The organism is Arthrobacter sp. 2RAF22 (assembly GCF_052115325.1).
GTDB lineage: Bacteria > Actinomycetota > Actinomycetes > Actinomycetales > Micrococcaceae > Arthrobacter.
Genome location: NZ_JBFRGL010000003.1, coordinates 1 through 19,395, shown reverse-complemented (window position 1 = coordinate 19,395; position 19,395 = coordinate 1). Strand labels below are relative to the sequence as shown.

The 19,395-nt window shown below is 64.7% G+C and carries 21 protein-coding genes; 20 read left to right on the top strand and 1 reads right to left on the bottom strand.

Annotated elements, in window-relative coordinates:
• Complete coding sequence (locus tag AB4068_RS04675) at nucleotides 1-525, bottom strand: inorganic diphosphatase (protein ID WP_441432796.1); 525 nt, start codon at nucleotides 523-525, stop codon at nucleotides 1-3.
• Nucleotides 526-838: 313 nt separating this feature from the next.
• Between AB4068_RS04675 and dacB the strand changes: the two genes are divergently transcribed.
• From dacB to AB4068_RS04575, 20 genes are all read left to right on the top strand, one after another.
• Nucleotides 839-2,203, top strand: a complete 1,365-nt coding sequence (dacB, locus tag AB4068_RS04670; protein WP_441432857.1) for a D-alanyl-D-alanine carboxypeptidase/D-alanyl-D-alanine endopeptidase — start codon at nucleotides 839-841, stop codon at nucleotides 2,201-2,203.
• Nucleotides 2,204-2,280: 77 nt separating this feature from the next.
• On the top strand, nucleotides 2,281-3,384 hold the full coding sequence (locus AB4068_RS04665; RefSeq protein ID WP_253257327.1) for a zinc-dependent metalloprotease: 1,104 nt from the start codon (nucleotides 2,281-2,283) through the stop codon (nucleotides 3,382-3,384).
• 122 nt (nucleotides 3,385-3,506) lie between these two features.
• Nucleotides 3,507-4,544 carry a tRNA lysidine(34) synthetase TilS gene (gene tilS / locus AB4068_RS04660; RefSeq protein WP_441432795.1) on the top strand — a complete coding sequence of 346 codons (1,038 nt, stop codon included), beginning with the start codon at nucleotides 3,507-3,509 and terminating at the stop codon, nucleotides 4,542-4,544.
• Nucleotides 4,545-4,575: 31 nt separating this feature from the next.
• Nucleotides 4,576-5,127: a hypoxanthine phosphoribosyltransferase gene (hpt, locus tag AB4068_RS04655; protein ID WP_059388924.1), complete on the top strand. Its 552-nt coding sequence runs from the start codon at nucleotides 4,576-4,578 to the stop codon at nucleotides 5,125-5,127.
• A 187-nt stretch (nucleotides 5,128-5,314) separates the two neighbouring features.
• Nucleotides 5,315-5,899, top strand: coding sequence for a SipW-dependent-type signal peptide-containing protein (locus tag AB4068_RS04650; RefSeq protein WP_059388925.1), 585 nt, complete (start codon nucleotides 5,315-5,317; stop codon nucleotides 5,897-5,899).
• A 66-nt stretch (nucleotides 5,900-5,965) separates the two neighbouring features.
• Nucleotides 5,966-6,541, top strand: a complete 576-nt coding sequence (locus AB4068_RS04645; RefSeq protein WP_172465591.1) for a SipW-dependent-type signal peptide-containing protein — start codon at nucleotides 5,966-5,968, stop codon at nucleotides 6,539-6,541.
• Nucleotides 6,538-7,107 (top strand): signal peptidase I, encoded by a 570-nt coding sequence (locus tag AB4068_RS04640; RefSeq protein WP_441432794.1) that lies wholly within the window; start codon nucleotides 6,538-6,540, stop codon nucleotides 7,105-7,107. Before AB4068_RS04645 ends, AB4068_RS04640 begins: the two co-directional genes overlap by 4 nt.
• Before the next feature lie 176 nt (nucleotides 7,108-7,283).
• Nucleotides 7,284-7,805, top strand: coding sequence for a hypothetical protein (locus AB4068_RS04635; protein ID WP_441432793.1), 522 nt, complete (start codon nucleotides 7,284-7,286; stop codon nucleotides 7,803-7,805).
• Complete coding sequence (locus AB4068_RS04630; RefSeq protein ID WP_307054118.1) at nucleotides 7,805-8,335, top strand: hypothetical protein; 531 nt, start codon at nucleotides 7,805-7,807, stop codon at nucleotides 8,333-8,335. The genes AB4068_RS04635 and AB4068_RS04630 overlap by 1 nt, the downstream gene beginning before the upstream one ends.
• A gap of 238 nt (nucleotides 8,336-8,573) precedes the next feature.
• Complete coding sequence (ftsH, locus tag AB4068_RS04625; protein WP_441432792.1) at nucleotides 8,574-10,643, top strand: ATP-dependent zinc metalloprotease FtsH; 2,070 nt, start codon at nucleotides 8,574-8,576, stop codon at nucleotides 10,641-10,643.
• Nucleotides 10,644-10,653: 10 nt separating this feature from the next.
• Nucleotides 10,654-11,322, top strand: a complete 669-nt coding sequence (folE, locus tag AB4068_RS04620; RefSeq protein WP_284990223.1) for a GTP cyclohydrolase I FolE — start codon at nucleotides 10,654-10,656, stop codon at nucleotides 11,320-11,322.
• A gap of 8 nt (nucleotides 11,323-11,330) precedes the next feature.
• Nucleotides 11,331-12,236, top strand: a complete 906-nt coding sequence (gene folP, locus AB4068_RS04615; protein WP_441432791.1) for a dihydropteroate synthase — start codon at nucleotides 11,331-11,333, stop codon at nucleotides 12,234-12,236.
• Nucleotides 12,237-12,265: 29 nt separating this feature from the next.
• Nucleotides 12,266-12,625 carry a dihydroneopterin aldolase gene (gene folB, locus AB4068_RS04610; protein WP_059388928.1) on the top strand — a complete coding sequence of 120 codons (360 nt, stop codon included), beginning with the start codon at nucleotides 12,266-12,268 and terminating at the stop codon, nucleotides 12,623-12,625.
• Nucleotides 12,622-13,161, top strand: a complete 540-nt coding sequence (gene folK, locus AB4068_RS04605) for a 2-amino-4-hydroxy-6-hydroxymethyldihydropteridine diphosphokinase (RefSeq protein ID WP_284990225.1) — start codon at nucleotides 12,622-12,624, stop codon at nucleotides 13,159-13,161. The genes folB and folK overlap by 4 nt, the downstream gene beginning before the upstream one ends.
• A gap of 3 nt (nucleotides 13,162-13,164) precedes the next feature.
• A complete protein-coding gene (locus AB4068_RS04600) occupies nucleotides 13,165-13,686 on the top strand; it encodes a DUF3180 domain-containing protein (protein ID WP_059388929.1) in 522 nt (173 codons plus the stop codon).
• Entirely contained in the window at nucleotides 13,667-14,179 is a 513-nt protein-coding gene (locus tag AB4068_RS04595; protein ID WP_441432790.1) for a PH domain-containing protein, read from the top strand. Before AB4068_RS04600 ends, AB4068_RS04595 begins: the two co-directional genes overlap by 20 nt.
• A complete protein-coding gene (locus AB4068_RS04590) occupies nucleotides 14,176-15,669 on the top strand; it encodes a PH domain-containing protein (protein WP_441432789.1) in 1,494 nt (497 codons plus the stop codon). The genes AB4068_RS04595 and AB4068_RS04590 overlap by 4 nt, the downstream gene beginning before the upstream one ends.
• A complete protein-coding gene (locus tag AB4068_RS04585) occupies nucleotides 15,662-16,612 on the top strand; it encodes a Rossmann-like and DUF2520 domain-containing protein (RefSeq protein WP_441432788.1) in 951 nt (316 codons plus the stop codon). Before AB4068_RS04590 ends, AB4068_RS04585 begins: the two co-directional genes overlap by 8 nt.
• A 2-nt stretch (nucleotides 16,613-16,614) precedes the next feature.
• Nucleotides 16,615-17,517: a pantoate--beta-alanine ligase gene (gene panC / locus AB4068_RS04580; RefSeq protein ID WP_441432787.1), complete on the top strand. Its 903-nt coding sequence runs from the start codon at nucleotides 16,615-16,617 to the stop codon at nucleotides 17,515-17,517.
• Between the two features lie 138 nt (nucleotides 17,518-17,655).
• Complete coding sequence (locus AB4068_RS04575) at nucleotides 17,656-19,104, top strand: DHA2 family efflux MFS transporter permease subunit (protein ID WP_441432786.1); 1,449 nt, start codon at nucleotides 17,656-17,658, stop codon at nucleotides 19,102-19,104.
• Nucleotides 19,105-19,395: the final 291 nt, after the last annotated feature.

The window sequence follows — 19,395 nt, the reverse complement described above, 5'->3', positions numbered from 1 at the left end:
TTAATCCAGAGCCAACTTCTCGTTACGACGGCGGGTGCCCGGCGATTGTGGGCCGATCCGTTCCGCGTCGGGTACCCACCCATTAACGACGGCGGCGCGGTCGGCCCAGCCTTCAGCCTTGACCCACTTACCCGGCTCAAGGTCCTTGTAACGGGTGAAGAAGTGCTCGATTTCCTTGATCAGGAATTCGCTGACATCGGAGATTTCCTGGATGTGGTCGAAGCGCGGGTCGGCCGGAACGCAGAGGACCTTTGCGTCTCCGCCGCCATCGTCGGTCATGTTGAAAACGCCGATGGGGCGGGATTCAACGATGACGCCGGGGTAAAGGTCGAAGTCCTGCAGGAGGACCAGTGCGTCCAGCGGGTCGCCATCCTCGCCAAGGGTGTTCTCGAAGAACCCGTAGTGCGTGGGGTACTGCATGGAGGTGAACAGGACGCGGTCCAGGCGGACGCGGCCGGTCTCGTGGTCAACTTCGTACTTGACGCGCGACCCCTTGGGGATCTCGATCGTGACGTCGTGCTTCATGGAATGCTCCTTGACGGTATTGGCATGGGCGCGGCAACAGAGCAGCCGACGCCGCCGACTACTATTGAGGATATAGCGAGAGGCCCAAGTTTCTTGAAACGGTGGGGACATTCAAGACTTTGAGGACTAAAGCTGCATGAAGGGCGTTGACGAGGCGGGGGCTGACAACCAGTCTCCGGAACAGCAGGAAAATCCCGTTCTCAGGCCCCGGAAGCCCAGACCCGGGACGCCCGCGAGGCCGGAACCGAAGGGTGTCGTCGGCTTTCTGCCCCTTGTTTTGTTGGCCGCGGTCATCGCGGCCTTGGCCGTGCCGATGGGCCTCGGAGTCGCACCCGGCTTCTTCGGGGTAGCCGCTGCGCCCGCGCCCCAGGTGCCGGCCTGGCAACAGGTCCCCAAGCAACTGAGCCGCACCCAGATCGTTGCCCCTTTGGACGCTTCCGCCCCGGTCCCGCTGCCGGCCGATGTCACCAGCCAGCTCAACGCCCTCCTGACGCCCGACGGCGGGGGAGACTTCACCGGCGTCGTTGAGGATGCGTTGACCGGACTTCCGCTTTACGATCGCGACGGCGCCAAGAACCGGGTGCCGGCGTCCAACATGAAGCTGCTGACGGCAGTCGCTGCGCTGCGGGCGATCGGCCCGGAGACCCGCTTCAACACGCGGGTCCTGACGGGACCTTCGCCGTCGACGATCATCTTGAGCGCCGGGGGTGACGTCCTGCTCGGCGACGGCCCGTCCCAGCCAAGCGAAGTGCTTGGCCATGCCGGCCTGGAGACCCTCGCGGCGGATGCGGCGAAAGCGCTTCAGGACCGCGGCATGAAGGGGCCGGTCACAGTCCAGTTGGACGATGGACTGTTCACCGGTCCGGCTTTGAATCCGGCGTGGAGCCTCGACGACGTCGCTGCCGGTGAAACCGCGCCGATCTTTCCGCTCGCCCTGAACTCGGCCCGGACAAGCCCGGGAGCAACCACCGGTCCGCGTCCGCAGGACGCCGCGCTCACCGCCGCCGAGGCTTTCGCCGGGAAACTCCAAGCCGCGGGCGCCGCTGCCGGATTCACGGTGGTCCCCGGTGTGGAACGCGCCGCCGCTCCGGCAGGGAAGCAGGACGTCCTTGCCAGCGTGGCTTCTGCGACCGTCCGCGAGCAGGTGGACTTGATGCTGGAAACCTCGGACAACTACCTCGCCGAGGTATTCGGCCGGATGGCCGCGCTGTCCGCTGGAAAGCCGGGATCCAACGACGGCGCGACGGCGGCCGTGAGCGCCCAGGTGGCGGAACTGGGGATCGCCACGGACTCCATGCACTTGGCGGACGTGTCCGGCCTTGCCTTGGGCAACCAGGTGTCCGCGCGGCAGTTCGCGGATGTGGTGCGGGCGATTACCTCCGGACCGGACACTCGCCTCCGTGCCGCCCTCGCCGGGTTCCCCGTTGCCGGGCTGACCGGGACGCTCGGCGACCGCTACGCAGACGCCACCACCTCCCAAGGGGCTGGATTGGTGCGGGCCAAGACCGGCACCTTGAATTCGGTGATCGCTCTGAGCGGCTACGTGGTGGACGCGAACGGCCGCCTCCTGGTCTTTTCCTTTATCGGCAACGGGCTGACGCCGGGCGCGGCGGGGAACAAAGTGGCGCTGGACAGGTCCGCGACGGCCCTCGCGTCATGCGGTTGCCGCGCCGGCTGACCTTTGCCGCTGCCTGGCGTTCGCCGCTGAGCGAACTTAAGGGTGCAGATTCAGACTGTTGTGTTCTGATGGTTCGTATGGAGTCTCAGCAGCAAGCCCAGTCCCTCATCAACTGGGAGCTGGCCGCCTCCACGGCCGCCCGGCTCGCTCCCCCCGGTCCCGTACTGAGTCCGGCCCAGATCGGCAAAGCCGTGGACAGCCTGCGTTTCAGTGCGGACATCTCGGTACCGCATGTGCATGACATCACCGGTTTGGAAGCCGCACGCGATCTCCGCGATTCCCATGTGCTCGTGGTTGACCGGGCGTCGTGGGCGAAGGCCAATACCCAGAGTTTTGCCGTGATGCTCCAACCGGCCCTTAAACAAATGCTGGATTCCCGGCGGGGTCCGGCGATGACACCGGCAGCGGCGGCCGCGAGCGGCGCCATCACCGGCAGCCAGCTCGGGGCTGTGCTTGCCTTCTTGTCGAGCAAAGTCCTGGGCCAATACGATCCCTTCGCCGCGCTCGCCCCGGACTCGAAAGCACCACCTGCGGGCCGGCTCCTGCTGGTGGCTCCGAACATCATCTCCGTGGAGCGCGAGCTCAACGTCGATCCAGACGATTTCCGGCTCTGGGTCTGCCTTCACGAGCAGACCCACCGGGTGCAGTTCGCCGCGGCGCCCTGGCTCCGGACCCACATGCTCGAGGAAATCGAGCGCCTCAGCGCCAATCTCATCGGCAATGTGGACTCCATCATGGATCGCGCCACTGCCGCCGCGCGCTCCCTGCGCGACCGCTCCACCGGCGCCACACCCGGCCGCGGGGCCATCTTGGACCTGCTCCAGAACCCTGAGGAAAAGGCCTCGCTCTCGCATCTCACTGCTGTCATGAGCTTGCTTGAAGGCCACGCCAACGTGGTGATGGACGCCGTCGATTCCACCCTTGTCCCTTCAGTGAAGACCATCAGGCAGCGCTTCAACGCACGGGGCAAGGACCGGGGCGTGATCGAGAAGTTCATCCGCAACATCCTCGGCCTGGATGCCAAGATGCGCCAGTACAGCGACGGAGCCAAGTTTGTCCGCGAAGTGGTTGCGGTGGCGGGCATGGAGGGCCTCAACCGGGTCTGGGAATCGGCCGACAAACTGCCTACGGAGACCGAGATCCACGACTCCAAGCTGTGGCTTGAGCGGATGGGGCTGTGACCGCAGGCACCACATCGGGCCAGGGCGCAAGCAGTAGAAACCCACCAAGCACTGGAAGCGCTCCAAGCAGTGGACGACGGCGTCCCGGGCGTTTGGCGCCGGTCGTCGGCAAAGCACGGAATATGTTGCAGGACGCGCTGGCCTCCGCGGGCTATCCCGAGCGAATCCTGGTGGCTTGCAGCGGGGGGCCGGATTCCTTGGCGCTTGCCTCAGTGGCAGCCTATTTTGCCCGGCGTGGCCACGTTCACGGACGCCCCGTGAGCGTAGCCGCCGTCGTGGTTGACCATCAACTGCAGGAAGGCTCGGCTGACGTCGCGGCACGGACCGTGGCGATCCTTGAAGGGCTGGGACTCTCGCCCGTCCAGCTGCGGACCGTGGAAGTGACAGCTACCGGGTTCGGTCCCGAGGCGGCAGCCCGGGACGCCCGGCACGCGGCCCTCGAAGCAGCCGCCACCGAACTTGATTGCGGGACAATCCTGCTCGGGCACACGCTGGACGACCAAGCCGAACAGGTGCTGCTGGGCCTGGCCCGGGGCTCGGGAACGCGTTCCCTCGCCGGGATGCGGCCCGCCCGCGGCAAGCTCCTTCGTCCCTTCCTCGGGCTTCGCCGCGCCGAAACGCTCGAAATCTGCGAGGTAGAGGAACTCGAAACCTGGCACGATCCCAGTAACGCTGACCCCGCCTTCGCCCGCTCGCGGACCAGGGTTGAGGTGATGCCCTTGCTTGAGGACAAGCTGGGGCCCGGCGTGGCCGAATCACTCGCCCGCACCGCAGCGATCCTGCAACAGGATGCCGACTTCCTGGAGCACCTTGCCGCTGAGAGCTATGCGGGCCTCGTGAACCGGAGCGACGACGGGGTCTGGCTCCCGGAAGACCGCTTGAGGGAATTGTCCCCCGCGCTGAGGTTCCGCGTGATCGCCAAGGCGGCGGCCGACGTCGGGGGCCAACAGCCCGGCTACGGGCGGCTTCAGGCCGCCGAAGGCTTGCTGCGTCGCCAGGGATCCGCGGGCCCCGTGCAGCTTCCCGGTAGCGTCAGCGTGTACCGCGTATCCCTGAGCGAATTGGAGCGGGAGGCCGCAGCCGGAGGAACTGCCGTTCCCCGCGAAGGCGGCGGCTGTGGGAAGCTAGTATTCCGGCATCAAAGATCGCCCCAACAGTAGCCGCACCCACGCATCAACACAGGAGCCATTGGTGGATTCAAACGACGTCCAGGCAGACCTCAAACACGTTCTCTACACCAAGGAGCAGATCCAGCAACGGATCGCCGAACTTGCTGCACAGATTGACAAGGACTACGAGGGCCGCGAGCTGCTGATCGTCGGCGTGCTCAAGGGTGCCGTCATGGTCATGGCAGACCTCGCGCGTGCGCTGCACAGCCATGTCAGCATGGACTGGATGGCGGTGTCCTCGTACGGCTCCGGTACCCAGTCCTCCGGCGTCGTGCGCATCCTCAAGGACCTTGATACCGACCTCATGGGCAAGGATGTCCTGATTGTCGAAGACATTATCGATTCCGGCCTGACCCTCTCCTGGCTCAAGACCAACCTCGAATCGCGAGGCACCGCCTCGGTGGAAATCTGCACCGCTTTCCGCAAGCCCACGGCCGCCAAGGTCGAGATCGACGTCAAGTACGTCGGCTATGACATTCCCAACGAATTCGTCGTCGGATACGGTCTCGATTACGCCGAGAAATACCGCAACCTGGACTTTGTGGGAACCCTCGCCCCGCACGTTTACGAATAGCCTTTCATTTCGCGTCCTAGACGCAAATGAAAGCCAGAGAAGTCGGCCGCCCCATTGGGAGGCCGACTTCTCTTTTTAACTCATTAGGGGAGGGCTGCCGATAATGGGCGATTTGCGTGTTAGCGTTCAGCTCATTAGTCGTTTGACTTGACCTGTGGGGGGCATTTTGAGTACAAGTTCAGTTTCAATGTCAAAGCGCGGAAAGATGCGGGCGCTTTTGGCCGGCGGATTGGTCCTGGGGGTCGGCGCGGCGGTTGTGTTGGCCGCGTGGAACGATTCCGAGTTCGCCACCGGAACATTCACGGCGGGCACTTTCAATCTTCAAGGAAGCACAGACGGCGCGTCGTACACGGACCACGCTGCCTCCCCTGGCGCCACCTTGCCATTCACCCTCAACCCGACCAATCTGGCGCCGGGGGACACCGTCTACGCGCCCTTCGCGGTGCGGCTGGCGGCCAACACCACTACAGGCTCCACTGTCACGGTGAATACAGCCACCGCCACCGGGTCGGTCGCGAACCTGAGTTATGAACTTGTCCAGCCCACGTCCTTCGGATGCTCCAGCAGCACCACGGGAACCGAATTGGTGCAGGCGGGTACCGCTCTCAATGGAGCGCTGAGCGGAGTCACGTTCACCCTCAGCCCCGGCAGCCCCGCGAGCGATCCCGGTGACGCGGTCTTCCTCTGCTTCAAAGTGACTGCGGCCGCCGGCTTGGTCCAAGGGCAAAACGGCACGGCCACGTGGCAGTTCGCTGCGGCATCCACCTCCTGACCAGCCGCGATGACCGGACGCAGGGCGACTCGTCGGCCTGAGCGGGGCCGCCAGCGCTTCCTCCGTGTGCGCGCCATCTTGGCCGGGGGCCTTGTCCTCGGTGCCGGATGCACGCTGACCCTCGCTGCCTGGAACGATTCCGAGTTCGCGGCAGGAACATTCACCGCCAGCTCGTTCCAGATCGAATCCTCCGTCAACTCAGGAGGTGCATGGCTGGCACATCCCACGTCGGGATCCGCTGCCACCATGGCATTCAGTGCTGCAGGAATGTCACCAAGCACCGTCAACTACGCTCCCATCTGGATCCGGACTACTGCGGGGTCGCTTTCCGGAACCTTGACGCTCCAAGGAGCCAGCAACAACAACGCCGCCCTGGCCGCTGCCCTGGCCTATCGCGTGGTCAGGTACTCGTCCGGATCGTGCGACTCGAGCCAGTTCACGGCCGGGGCGAGCTACCTTGTCGGGACCTCGGCGTCGACGGTGCCACTCACCACGGCCGGTGCCGCCACAGCGGTGGCTGCGAACTCGCTGAGCCCCACCCAGATGTGCTTCGAGGTCACGATGCTTGCCTCCGCGGACAACTCCCTGCAGGGGGCCAGCGTGACGGCAACCTGGGAAATCAAGGGAACGTCCGACTCATGAGGACGGTGCTTGAGCCGGTGGGGTCCCGACGACGGACGGCCGACAACCGCAGGCGCCTCGCCGACGTCGTGCGCGAGACGTTGCTTAACCTCGCGGCGATCGGCGGCGCCATCTGCATCCTCCTGACGTTGGCCGCCGTCTTTTTCCACATCACGCTCATCATGTTCAAGACCGGCTCGATGTCTCCCGGGATCCCTGCTGGATCCTTGGCCATAGTCCGCGAGGTCCCGGCGTCGGAAGTGCGGACAGGCGACGTTGTCACCGTGGACCGGCCGGGACAATTGCCCGTCACCCACCGGGTCGCATCCTCCCGGATGGTCGACGGCGCCACGGCCGTCCTCACGCTCAAAGGCGACGCCAATCCCGTGGAGGATCCCGCACCGTACACCGTCTCCAAAGTCCGCACGGTGCTCTATTCGGTGCCGGGTATTGCCTACGTTGTTGCGGGAGCATCGAGCCCCTGGGTGCTTGGCGGCACTACGGTTGCCGTGTCCGCGTTGGTGACCTGGGCGCTGTGGCCCCGCCCCGAGAGGGCCCCGCGGGCCCGAATCAAGGCGAGGCGATGATCGGACACGGGAGCCTCAGGCGTTACGCGGCGACGGTCGCCTTGGTATCGCTGGGTCTGCTCTGCTCCGCTCCGGCGTCGGCGGCGACAGACGGGCCGGACCTGATCCTGACACACGGGGGGAGCAATCCGCCGGCCGTCCTTGCGCCCGGATCTACGAGCCGATGGAGTATCGGGGTGACTGCCAGGGCCGTGACCCTGCACGATTTGAGGATGCGGCTGCTTGCGGACGGCCCACTTATGGAGCTTGCCGCATCGGATGAGTCGGCACGAGTCGTCACGGTAGGTGTCCGCAGCTGCACCACCGCCTGGGCGGCGGAGGTCTGCCGGTCCGGTGAAAACACCGTCATCCCGACAACGACGCTTTCCTCCTTGGGTGGTGCGACCAGTCTTGCAAATCCCGACGGCGGAATTCCGGCCGGCGTCGAACTGCTGCTTGAGGTGACGCTTTCGCCGTCGGCGGGTAACAGCGTGCAGGGGCTTTCAACCAGAATTACGGCCAGGGTGGACGCCGCCGGCGAGCCAGCCGGGCCACACGACTTTCCCGGCACCGCTCTCGCGGATACCGGCTTCCGCCTGGGCATCTTTGCCCTTCTGGGCCTTGGGACTGTCCTGGCCGGGGCTCTCGCGTCCAAGCTCGCCGGCGCCCGTGCGGCTGCCGACGGAATCGCGCCCGCCCGTGATCCGGGTGGGGACTGATGGCAACACCTTCGAAGCCGCATCGCCTGCGATCGCTGCTCACGGTGGCCGGGGTCGCGGCCGCACTGTTTGTGGTCCCGGGCGGAACGGGGACCACGGACGCGAGCTGGTCCGCCTCCGAAGTTGGCTCCGGTACATTGAACGCGCTCACGATTCCCCCGCCGGTCATGATCGGCCCGTGTACGCTCAGCCCCGGGGTCGCCGGGACCAGCCCCGTGATCACCGTCAACTGGCGATTCCCGGCGGGAACCGCGTATGCGGCGCCCGCCAACGTGAACTACTACGTAGCCAACGGGGGACTTCTCCCGAATCTGACAGGCGTGGTGCTGGGAACCAACCTCTCCACGACGGGCCCTGTCGGAGGCGTGTACACGACGCAATTCAAGTCGGGCGTGCTCGGCGGTTTGCTGGGGGGCTCCTACGGTGTCTATCTGCAGACGAAGGACGGCTCGGGGTGGGTCTCCTCCTTGGCCACGGCAAACGCATCCATGGGACTGGCGGGCGCCAACCCGGTCTGTACCGTGCAGTAGTTGCAACCGTTCGACGATTGCGTTCGACCCGTTGCGCGGGGATCCTGAAAGAACGGTGGATTTCCCCCGGGAACTTCCGGAATTCCGTGTTCATGTACGCCTAGAGGGAACTTTTGCCTCTCACTGTGCGTGAATCACTCCGAACGGTGTAAAGCTAGAAACTGACGCAGCACCACACGCGCGCAGAAGCTGCGCCGTGCAGCACTACCAGGAGGGACGGGGCGGAGCCCCCGAACAGATGAAAGCTAAGAGTTTCTTCAAGGGCCCGGGCATCTGGATTGTTGTCGTAGTCGGCTTGCTCCTGGTGGCATTTGCAACCCTTGCCCCCGGCGGATCCACCCGTATCGACACCGACAAGGGCCTCGCGATCCTCTCGCAGAGCGGCAAGGTGGACCAGGCCAAAATCTACGATGCCGAGAACCGCGTTGACCTGACGCTGAAAGACAACCTCGTCATCGATGGCCAGGACAAAGGCAAGAACGTCCAGTTCTTCTACGTCACCGCGCGAGCCGGGGATGTCGTCAAGGCCGTCACCAACGCCCAGCCGTCCAGTGGCTTCACGGACCAGCCCGTCGAGAACAACTGGTTCTCCGGACTGTTCTCCCTCCTCATCCCCGTCCTCCTGCTGGGTGTGCTTTTCTGGTTCCTGCTCTCCCGCATGCAAGGCGGCGGTTCCAAGGTGATGCAGTTCGGGAAGTCGAAGGCCAAGCTGGTCAACAAGGACATGCCGCAGGTTACCTTCTCTGACGTTGCCGGTGCGGACGAAGCCGTCGAAGAGCTCCAGGAGATCAAGGAATTCCTCGCAGAACCGGCGAAGTTCCAGGCCGTCGGCGCGAAGATCCCCAAGGGCGTGCTGTTGTACGGCCCTCCGGGCACCGGCAAGACCCTCCTGGCCCGCGCCGTCGCAGGCGAGGCCGGCGTCCCGTTCTTCTCCATCTCGGGCTCGGACTTCGTCGAAATGTTCGTAGGCGTCGGTGCTTCGCGCGTCCGGGACCTTTTCGAGCAAGCCAAGTCCAATGCGCCCGCCATCATTTTCGTTGACGAGATCGACGCCGTCGGACGTCACCGTGGCGCCGGTATCGGCGGCGGCAACGACGAGCGCGAGCAGACCCTTAACCAGCTCCTCGTCGAAATGGACGGCTTCGACGTCAAGACCAACGTCATCCTGATCGCGGCAACCAACCGTCCGGACGTCCTGGACCCTGCCCTGCTCCGTCCGGGCCGCTTCGATCGCCAGATCACTGTTGAGGCACCGGACCTGATTGGTCGTGAACAGATCCTGAACGTCCACGCCAAGGGCAAGCCGATGGCCCACGGCGTCGACCTCAAAGGCGTCGCGAAGAAGACCCCGGGCTACACGGGTGCCGACCTTGCCAACGTGCTCAACGAGGCCGCACTCCTGACGGCCAGGTCCAATGCCAACCTGATTGACGACCGCGCCCTGGACGAGGCAATCGACCGCGTCATGGCCGGCCCGCAGAAGCGCAGCCGCGTCATGAAGGAAATGGAGCGGAAGATCACCGCCTACCACGAAGGCGGCCACGCCCTGGTGGCAGCGGCATTGCGCAATTCAGCCCCTGTCACGAAGATCACTATCCTGCCCCGAGGCCGCGCACTCGGCTACACGATGGTCGTTCCCGAGGACGACAAATATTCGATCACGCGCAACGAACTCCTCGACCAGATGGCCTATGCCATGGGTGGCCGCGTTGCAGAGGAAATCGTCTTCCACGACCCCTCCACGGGCGCCTCGAACGATATCGAAAAGGCCACTGGAACTGCGCGCAAGATGGTCACCCAGTTCGGCATGAGCGAGCGCATCGGCGCCGTGAAGCTTGGCGCCGGCGGCGGCGAGCCGTTCCTCGGCCGGGACATGGCACAGGAACGCAACTACTCGGACTCGGTGGCGTACATCGTTGACGAGGAAGTGCGCCGCCTGATCGATCAGGCCCACGACGAGGCCTATGCCATCCTGACCGAGAACCGCGACGTCCTGGACCAGTTGGCCCTTGAGCTGCTTGAGCGCGAAACGCTGAACCAGGCCGAGATCGCCCACATCTTCCGCGACATCCGCAAGCGTGATTTCCGCGAGGTATGGCTCTCCAAGGAGTCCCGTCCGGTCCAGACCATCCCTCCGGTGGAATCCCGTGCGGAGAAGGCCGAGCGCGAAGCCCAGGAACAAGCCAAGGCAGCTCGTCTCGAAGAGCCTTTGGACGCCCAGCCCCCGCACCCGCAGGGAGTCGGCAGCCAGGAGTCATTCACTGGTCAAGGACCTGACGCGGGCACCGACGTTTCGCATCAAGGCTAAGCTTTCTGCTGTGACTCACATCGACGACGACGACTTCAGCGGTGCCGCCAGTGACGACTTTGGCGACGCCTCCGGGGGAAAATCAGGTGGCCACGGCCACGGCCACCACTCATATAAGGTCGACCGCCCCCGCATCGAGGCGGCCGTCCGCGAGATCCTCATTGCGGTGGGCGAGGACCCGGACCGTGGCGGACTGGTGGATACGCCGAAGCGCGTAGCCAAGGCTTACGCCGAGGTGTTCGCGGGCCTGCACCAGGATCCCGAACATGTCCTGTCCACCACGTTCGACCTCGACCATGAGGAACTTGTGCTGGTCAAGGACATCCCGTTCTATTCCACGTGCGAGCACCATTTGGTGCCGTTCCATGGCGTCGCGCACGTTGGATACATCCCTTCCCACGACGGCAAAGTGACGGGGCTGAGCAAGCTGGCCCGCCTCGTCGACATTTATGCCCGCCGCCCCCAAGTGCAGGAACGCCTGACCACCCAGATCGTCGAAGCGCTCGTGACCCACCTCAAGCCCAGGGGCGCGATCGTCGTCGTCGAATGCGAACACATGTGCATGTCCATGCGTGGCATCCGCAAGCCCGGCGCCAAGACCGTCACCAGCGCAGTGCGCGGGCAACTTCATGACCCGGCCACCCGCGCCGAAGCCATGAGCCTCATACTCGGAAGGTAACAAAGACCATGGATTCCCTCGCAGCAGCACCAGGAACGGGCCCGGCTACCAGCCCCCTGCCCATTCTCCGCAAACCCCGTCCAGCTGCCCGCTTCGCGGACCTGCCGGCCGACCGCACGCTCGTCATGGGAATTTTGAACGTCACGCCGGATTCATTCAGCGACGGCGGAAAGCACCCCACGGCGGACACCGCCATCGCCCACGCATTGCGCATGTTGTACGCGGGAGCGGACATCATCGACGTCGGCGGCGAATCGACCCGCCCGGGCGCCGAGCCCGTCTCCCCGGAAGAAGAACAGCGCCGGGTCTTGCCGGTGATTCAGGCACTCGTGAAGGCGGGAGCGCTCGTCAGCATCGACACGACACATGCGTCGACGGCCGCCGCGGCCGTGGAGGCAGGAGCCGCGATCATCAACGATGTCTCAGGGCTGAGCCTCGAACCTGAGATGGCCGAACTCGTTGCACGCACCAAAGTGCCCTATGTCCTGACCCATCGCCGGGGCGACGCCGAGACCATGAACAGCCTTGCCGACTACGGCAATGTGGTTGACGAAGTCATCGAAGAGCTCAAGGGCGTCCGCGACAAGCTCTACGCGGCAGGCGTCACACCGGAGCAAATCATTGTGGATCCAGGCCTGGGCTTCTCCAAGGACGAGGACCAGAACTGGCAACTCCTCAAGTACATCGGCAAGCTGGATGAACTTGGCCACAAGGTCCTGATTGGAGCTTCCCGCAAGCGTTTCCTCGGGACGCTCCTGACGGTGGCCGGCAAGGCGGCGGCACCGGCGGAGCGCGATCATGCAACCGCTGCCATCACGGCTATCAGTGCCGCGAACGGCGCCTGGGCCGTGCGCGTCCACGACGTCGGCCCCAGCCTTGACGCCGTCAAGGTTGCCGCACGCATCAGACACTAAGCTTCGTGGACAAAGGGGGAGGAACCGGTTTGGACAGGATCACACTGACCGGCGTGACCGCCGTCGGGCATCACGGCGTCTTCGACTTCGAGCGCCGGGACGGACAGCCGTTCGTCGTCGACGCGGTGCTGTACACCGATTTCAGCAAGGCAGCGGAAACCGATGACCTGCAGTTCACGGCGCACTACGGCGAAGTGGCCGAGTACATCACATCCCTCATTACGGGCGAACCCCTCAACCTGATCGAGGCTCTCGCCGTACGGATCGCCGAGGGGATCCTGGCTGGCTTCAACGTTGCCGCCGTCGATGTCACGGTCCACAAACCCAAGGCCCCCATCGAGGTACCCTTCGGTGACGTCACCGTCAGTGTCCACAGGGAGCGTGCATGACCTCCCGTTTCACGAAAGCCATCCTGGCCTTGGGCAGCAACCTGGGTGAGCGGAACGACACCCTCTCCACCGCGGTCGCCGACCTCGTTGACCGCCCGGAAATCCGCCTGCTCGGAGTCTCCCCGGTGGTACAGACGAAAGCCGTGGGCGGGCCTGTGGGGCAACCGGATTTCCTCAACATGGTGATCGCCATTGAGACCACGCTTACGCCGCTGGAACTGTTGCAACACTGCCACGACGTCGAACAAATGCACCACCGGGTCCGCGAGGTCCGCTGGGGCCCCCGCACATTGGACGTGGACATCATCGTCTATGGCGAGTTCAGAAGCGACGACGAAACACTGACCCTGCCGCATCCGCGGGCTGCGGAGCGGGCCTTCGTGCTCTATCCGTGGGCCCTCCTGGACCCTGCTGCGCGGCTCAACGGTGAGAGCGTCGCCGAGCTGGCCGCCAAAGCCGAGGACTTTCCCGGGCTTCGGCCTTTCGACGGTTTCGATGGATCCGGCAGCGTCGCTGCCGCGGGAGCGGTGGAATAGTCCATGAAGGCCATGCGACCGCTCTTGTTGGCGATCATCGCCGTCGTTCTTGCCGCCATCGGCTGGCTGACCACCGTGCTCACTACGCGCTACAGCATGGCGACGCCGGTTCTTCCTCCTTCCGCGTTGATAACCATGGGCTTCATCGCCGTGCTGACCTTGATCATGGGCATCCGCGTCCTGCGGTGGCGCAACGGCAAGAAAAAGACCATGCTCAACCCCATCTTGGCGGCGCGAACCCTGATCCTGGCCCAGGCCTGCGCCTATGCCGGCGCGGTGCTGCTGGGCTGGCATGTGGGAATCGTGATTGAGCAACTCCGGCTCTGGAGCTTCCGGAGCGACCAAGGCATCTTGTGGCTCGCGCTCATCATGGGCGGCGGCGGGCTCATCATGGCCATCGTGGGCCTCGTGGTGGAGCGGTTCTGCCGAATCCCTCCGGAAGACCTGGAAGGCGGCCCCGGCGTCAGGGATCCACGTCGTGGCGAGGCCAAGGGCGAAGGCGAATATGCATACCGCGGCGATTGATCCTCCTGGCATCCAGTGGCTGCGCGTTTCGCGGAAATACGTGACCGTGCGGATTTTCGGGTGGGCCATTGGCCACGTGATCACGATCGGCCTGTTCAGCTTGCCCTTGCTTTTCGTTGAACTGGGATGGTGGAAGTGGCCACCGCTGTGGCTCGCCGTCGCCGTTCCCGCGGCCTTTCTGCTGGTTGGCCTGTGGCGGCTTGTGTTGATTCCGAGGCAAGTGAGGGCCATCGGCTATGCGGAACGTGACGACGACCTGCTGATCCGCCGCGGCATCTTCTTCCAGCGGACCATGGTGGTTCCCTACGGCCGGATGCAATACGTCGACGTTGCGGTTGGACCTGTCGAGCGGGTCCTCGGGCTGTGCACCCTCAAACTCCACACCGCTTCAGCCGGAACCAACGCCCACCTTCCCGGACTTCCCGCCGCTGAAGGCGCACGGCTGCGCGAGCAGCTTTCGGCCCGCGGCGAAGCGAGGCTGGCCGGGCTGTGACCCATGAACACACCGTCGTCGACGGCGACTGGCACCGCGTCCACCCGGCGTCGCCCTTCGTGCGGGGATGGGTGGCACTGGCGGCGATCGTCTATTTCTTCGGCCGCGATACCTTCGAACGGGCCCTCCAAGGCCGCGGGACCATAGGCGACAACTTCAACGAACGGACGCTCTGGCTCCTGGCCGGGGGCGGCGTCGTGCTGTTACTGGCTTTGGGTTCTTTCGTCCTCAGCTGGTACTTCACCAGGTACCAGCTTGCCGAAGGCTACGTAAGGGTCAACACCGGCTTCCTGTTCAAGCAGCAGCGCCAGGCGCGGCTTGACCGGGTCCAGGCCATCGACATCGTGCAGCCCCTGCTTGCCCGTATTTTCGGGCTCGCGGAGCTGAAGTTCGAGGTGGCCGACGCCGGCCATTCGGCCGTGCGGCTCTCTTACCTCAGGCTCTCCCAGGCCAAACAGCTCCGTGCCACGATCCTGGGCCGGGCCGCCGGCATTGCTGACGGGAGCGAAACGGTCGAGGTGCCCGAGGCCCCCGAGCAGGTGGTGCTCTACGTGCCGCCTGGACGGCTTGTCGGTTCGCTGATCCTGAGCGAGCAGAGCCTCTTCATTGTGCTCAGCGCCATCGCGTCCGTGTTGGTGTCAGTGCTGACCGAGTCCCGGGCCTTCATCCTCTACTTGATTCCGGCAATCCTCGGCTTGGGAACCGCCTACTGGCGATCGTTCAACACGGGCTACAACTTTACGGCGGCAATTTCCCCGGACGGGATCCGTGTGCGCTACGGGCTCCTGGACACCCGGGCCCAAACCGTGCCTCCCGGCCGCATTCAGGCCCTCAAGGTCACGCAGCCGCCGCTGTGGCGGATTCTCGGCTGGTACAGGATCCACGTGAACGTTGCCGGCTACGGTGAACACCACCGCAGCGAAGGCGAGCACCGGACCCTGTTGCTTCCGGTCGGCCGGAAGCCTGAAGTGATGATGATGCTCTCGCTCGTCTTGCCCGATCCTGGTACCGCCGATCCTGAACGGGTGTTCACCGCCGGGTTGACCGGACTGGATTCAGGCGCCGGCTTTGTCACTACCCCCAAGCGTGCCTGGATTCTTTCCCCGTTGGGCTGGCGACGCAACGGCTTCCTTTCAACGGACACGGCCCTGCTGCTGCGCTCCGGTCGCTTGTGGCGGAAGTTGGTGATGGTCCCGCATCAACGAACGCAGTCGATCGCCCTCCACCAAGGTCCGTTGGCCCGGCTCTTCGGCGTCGCCGACCTCGTGTTGCATACGACTCCGGGACCGGTAGCGCCCCGCCTCATCCAGGCAGCCACCGAGGAAGCAGTCGGCTTGTTCGACCAGCAGGCGGCCCGGGCGCGGAAAGCCCGCAAACTGCAGAGTTCCGAGCAATGGTTGGCGCAACTTCCGTCCGCCGCCATGCCGGCCCCGCCCGCCACGCCTGCCATGCGGCGTGCATCAACCCAGGAGGAACCCGACCATGGCTAGGCCAGGACGACTCGGCGTAGGAATCATTGGCGCCGGCAAGGTGGGTGCCGTACTGGGTGCGGCCCTGCGCGGGGCCGAGCACGCCGTCGTCGGGGTTTCCGCAGTGTCGGAGGCGAGCCGGGAGCGGGCCGAGTCGCTGCTGCCGGGGGTCCCGATCCTCGAAATCCAGGAGATCGTGGAGCGGTCCGAGTTGGTGCTCCTTGCCGTTCCGGACGATGCGCTCGGCGAACTCGTGTCAGGACTGGCCAAGCTCGGCGCATGGCAGCCAGGACAGCTCGTGGCGCACACGTCCGGCCGCTTCGGCGTCGGAATACTGAAACCGGTCCGCGCCGCAGGCGCCATTCCGCTCGCCCTCCACCCGGCCATGACGTTCACGGGCATGAGCCTGGACCTCACCCGGCTCATGGACTGCACGTTCGGGGTCACTGCCGACGCCGCGATGCTGCCCATCGCCCAAGCCCTCGTGGTGGAGATGGGCGCTGAACCGGTGGCCATTGCCGAGGCCGATCGCACGCTTTACCACGCGGCCCTCGCGCACAGCTCGAACCATATGGTCACCCTTGTGGCCCAGTCCTCCCAATTGCTCCGGGATATCGGCGTCGACGCGCCGGAACGCATGCTCGGCCCCTTGCTCCGCGCCACCTTGGAGAACGCCCTGGCCTCAGGCGAATCGGCACTGACCGGGCCCGTGGCCCGCGGGGATGTGGGGACCGTCGCCGCCCACGCGGAGGCCCTCAAGGAGTACGACGGCGGTGCCGGCGGCGATGTCCTCGTCGCCTACCGGGCCATGGCCCGCGCCACGGCCCGCCGGGCTGTCAATCGCGGACTGCTCAAAGAGGGCCAGCTTGGCGACATCAACAACGCCTTGGACGCCTCGGGTACGCCGGACAACGGTGAAGACCGTCCAGGCAACGACGCTGCCGGGACGCAGGAAGGAAACTGAGAATGGCCATCAAACTTGTGACCACTGCAGCGGAATTGCGGGCAGAAAGCGCGCGGTTGCTCGCGGAAAAGCGCGGGAGCTCGCAGGGCCTCGTCCCGACGATGGGAGGGCTGCACACGGGTCACGCGGCTCTGGCCCGCACCGCCGTCGAACAGAACGACGTAGTGGTGGCCTCCATCTTCGTGAACCCTCTGCAATTCGGCGAGGCCGCGGACCTCGAACGCTACCCGCGCACGCTTGATGCCGACATGGCTCTCCTTGACGCCGAGGGCGTGGATCTCGTCTTCGCCCCTTCCGTAGAAGAGGTTTACCCCGGTGGGGAGCCGCTGGTCCGGGTGACTTCGGGACCGCTGGGCGAGAAATGGGAGGGCGCCTCGCGCCCCGGCCACTTCGACGGCGCCCTAACGGTGGTCGCCAAACTGTTGCACTACGGACTGCCGGGCGGTCCAGCCGCCGACGGCGGTGCTGCCGCGTACCGCGCGTACTTCGGCCAGAAAGATGCCCAGCAGTTGGCGCTCGTGAAGCGGATGGTGGCAGATCTCAGCTTTCCGGTGGACATCGTGGCCGTACCTACTGTGCGCAACGCGGACGGGCTGGCCCTTTCCAGCAGGAATCGTTTCCTTTCCGAACAAGAGCGTGAAGCGGCCTTGGTGCTGTCCCGCGCCCTCCGCCTGCTCGAGTCCCGTGCCCTGGCGAACGAGCCGCTCGAGCTGGACTCCGCCGTCGCGCTCGTTGAATCGCAGCCCCTCGTGAAGCTGGACTATTTCGACGTCGTCGATCCCCGCACGCTGGAACCGCTCGCCGAAAACTGCAAGGAAACTCCCTTCCGGGGCGAAGGGCTTGCGATCATTGCGGCGAAGGTCGGGCCCGTGCGGTTGATCGACAACCTGCCGCTGGGTTCCTGAACTCTCTTAACTTCCGGATGCCAGTACGCAAACGTTTGGATTAAGCTGCTGACGGGAATGCCGTTGAGGCTTAGACTGTTGCAATCTTCACCGGTGACGAGCGCCGGAAACCATCGCACCCAAAGCTGAGGGATCCTCATGTCTACCGACGTCACATCCGACGCGCACGGCAACCCCATGCCGGAAACAGGGACACAGCAAGCCAGCGACAGGATGTCGCGCGAGTCTGTCACCGTCATCGTCACGCTCCTTGTGGCCACCTTCGTAGTGATCCTCAACGAGACCATCATGAACGTCGCCTTGCAGCGGCTCATGACGGACCTCAATGTCGACGCGCCTACTGTCCAGTGGCTCTCCACTGGATTCATGCTGACCATGGCCGTGGTCATCCCCACCACCGGCTTCATCCTCCAGAGGCTCACCACTCGAGCTGCGTTCCTCCTGGCCATCGGACTGTTCAGCGGCGGTACCCTGCTCGCGGCACTGGCCCCGGGTTTTGGAGTGCTCTTGTTGGCGCGCATCGTCCAAGCGGGCGGCACGGCAATTATGCTGCCGCTGCTGATGACGACCATCTTGACCTTGGTGCCTCTGTCCCGCCGGGGTGCCGTGATGGGCAACGTGACCATTGCCATCTCGGTTGCGCCGGCCTTGGGTCCCACGGTTTCCGGGATCATCCTCGACCACTTCTCGTGGCGAGTCATGTTCGTCTTCGTACTGCCGGTGGCCTTGTTGGCGATGGGCATTGGCGCCAAGTTCCTGACCAACGTCGGTGAACGCGGCAACGTCAGGTTGGACTTCGTCTCGGTAGTCCTGACCGTTCCTGCCTTCGGTGGGCTGGTCTATGGACTGAGCCAGATCGGCGGCCACTCCGGAGCAACCGCCGTTCCGATCGCTGCACTCGTGATCGGCGTCCTGTGCATGGTGGCGTTCGTCTTCCGCCAGCTCAAATTGCAGAAGTCCGACGCGCCCCTGCTGGACCTCAGGGCATTCAACTTCCGCATGTTCACGGTCTCGGTCCTGCTCATGGTGGTTGCCATGATGGCCCTGTTCGGCGGAGTGATCCTGCTACCGCTCTACCTGCAAAACGTTCTCCACCTGCAGCCAATGGAGACCGGCCTGGCGCTCCTTCCGGGCGGCTTGGCGATGGGCCTGCTCGGTCCGGTGGTCGGCAGGTTGTTCGACAGGATAGGCCCGCTTCCACTGACTGTCACGGGTTCCATCCTGCTGGTGCTCACGCTGTGGCAGTTCTCAATGCTCAACGCGAGCAGCCCCCTGTGGTGGGTCGTGGTCCTTTACGCAGTGCTTAGCCTGGGGTTGGCTTTGCTGTTCACGCCGGCGTTCACCACTGGCCTCAACCCGCTTCCGCCGCACCTCTATTCGCACGGCTCGGCCATCATGAGCACACTGCAGCAGGTGGCGGGTGCCGCGGGGACTGCGCTCCTGGTTTCGATCTTCGCGGTGGTCTCGGCTGCGTCCGGCTTTGTTGCCGGGATGCAGGCCGCATTCCTGACGGCCACTTTGATTGCGGTGGTTGCCGTAGTGCTGTCCACCATGATGCGCAAAACCGAGGGCGCAGCCGCGCACTAGTCCGCTTTGTTTGCTGGTGCGGCGCGTTGTCTGTGACGCACGGCATGTTTTTGGCTGGCGGCCCTAAAGGCTTTCACTCAGGTGGCACTGGGCGCGGAATTGCCGTGTTGTAGCGGGTTTTGAAGCGCAGGATGGTGCTGTGGGGGTGATTTGCGTGGGGTCTTGGGGGTGTGTAAAGTAGATCGAGTCGCCGCCGCTGATGCGGAAAGATTGCGACCGACCCCCTTTCAAATGGAAACCAAATTCTTGGTTCGCTTTCTTGCGTTCCGGTGTGGTTTCCGGGTGTCACGG

Coding starts and splice junctions, on each gene's coding strand:
- folK (WP_284990225.1), top strand. CDS start 12,622: ATGACCTCCCGTTTCACGAAAGCCATCCTGGCCTTGGGCAGCAACCTG.
- AB4068_RS04630 (WP_307054118.1), top strand. CDS start 7,805: ATGGCAACACCTTCGAAGCCGCATCGCCTGCGATCGCTGCTCACGGTG.
- dacB (WP_441432857.1), top strand. CDS start 839: ATGGGCCTCGGAGTCGCACCCGGCTTCTTCGGGGTAGCCGCTGCGCCC.
- folP (WP_441432791.1), top strand. CDS start 11,331: ATGGATTCCCTCGCAGCAGCACCAGGAACGGGCCCGGCTACCAGCCCC.
- AB4068_RS04595 (WP_441432790.1), top strand. CDS start 13,667: ATGCATACCGCGGCGATTGATCCTCCTGGCATCCAGTGGCTGCGCGTT.
- AB4068_RS04575 (WP_441432786.1), top strand. CDS start 17,656: ATGTCTACCGACGTCACATCCGACGCGCACGGCAACCCCATGCCGGAA.
- AB4068_RS04585 (WP_441432788.1), top strand. CDS start 15,662: ATGGCTAGGCCAGGACGACTCGGCGTAGGAATCATTGGCGCCGGCAAG.
- AB4068_RS04600 (WP_059388929.1), top strand. CDS start 13,165: ATGAAGGCCATGCGACCGCTCTTGTTGGCGATCATCGCCGTCGTTCTT.
- AB4068_RS04640 (WP_441432794.1), top strand. CDS start 6,538: ATGAGGACGGTGCTTGAGCCGGTGGGGTCCCGACGACGGACGGCCGAC.
- ftsH (WP_441432792.1), top strand. CDS start 8,574: ATGAAAGCTAAGAGTTTCTTCAAGGGCCCGGGCATCTGGATTGTTGTC.
- AB4068_RS04665 (WP_253257327.1), top strand. CDS start 2,281: ATGGAGTCTCAGCAGCAAGCCCAGTCCCTCATCAACTGGGAGCTGGCC.
- panC (WP_441432787.1), top strand. CDS start 16,615: ATGGCCATCAAACTTGTGACCACTGCAGCGGAATTGCGGGCAGAAAGC.
- AB4068_RS04675 (WP_441432796.1), bottom strand. CDS start 525: ATGAAGCACGACGTCACGATCGAGATCCCCAAGGGGTCGCGCGTCAAG.
- AB4068_RS04650 (WP_059388925.1), top strand. CDS start 5,315: ATGTCAAAGCGCGGAAAGATGCGGGCGCTTTTGGCCGGCGGATTGGTC.
- tilS (WP_441432795.1), top strand. CDS start 3,507: ATGTTGCAGGACGCGCTGGCCTCCGCGGGCTATCCCGAGCGAATCCTG.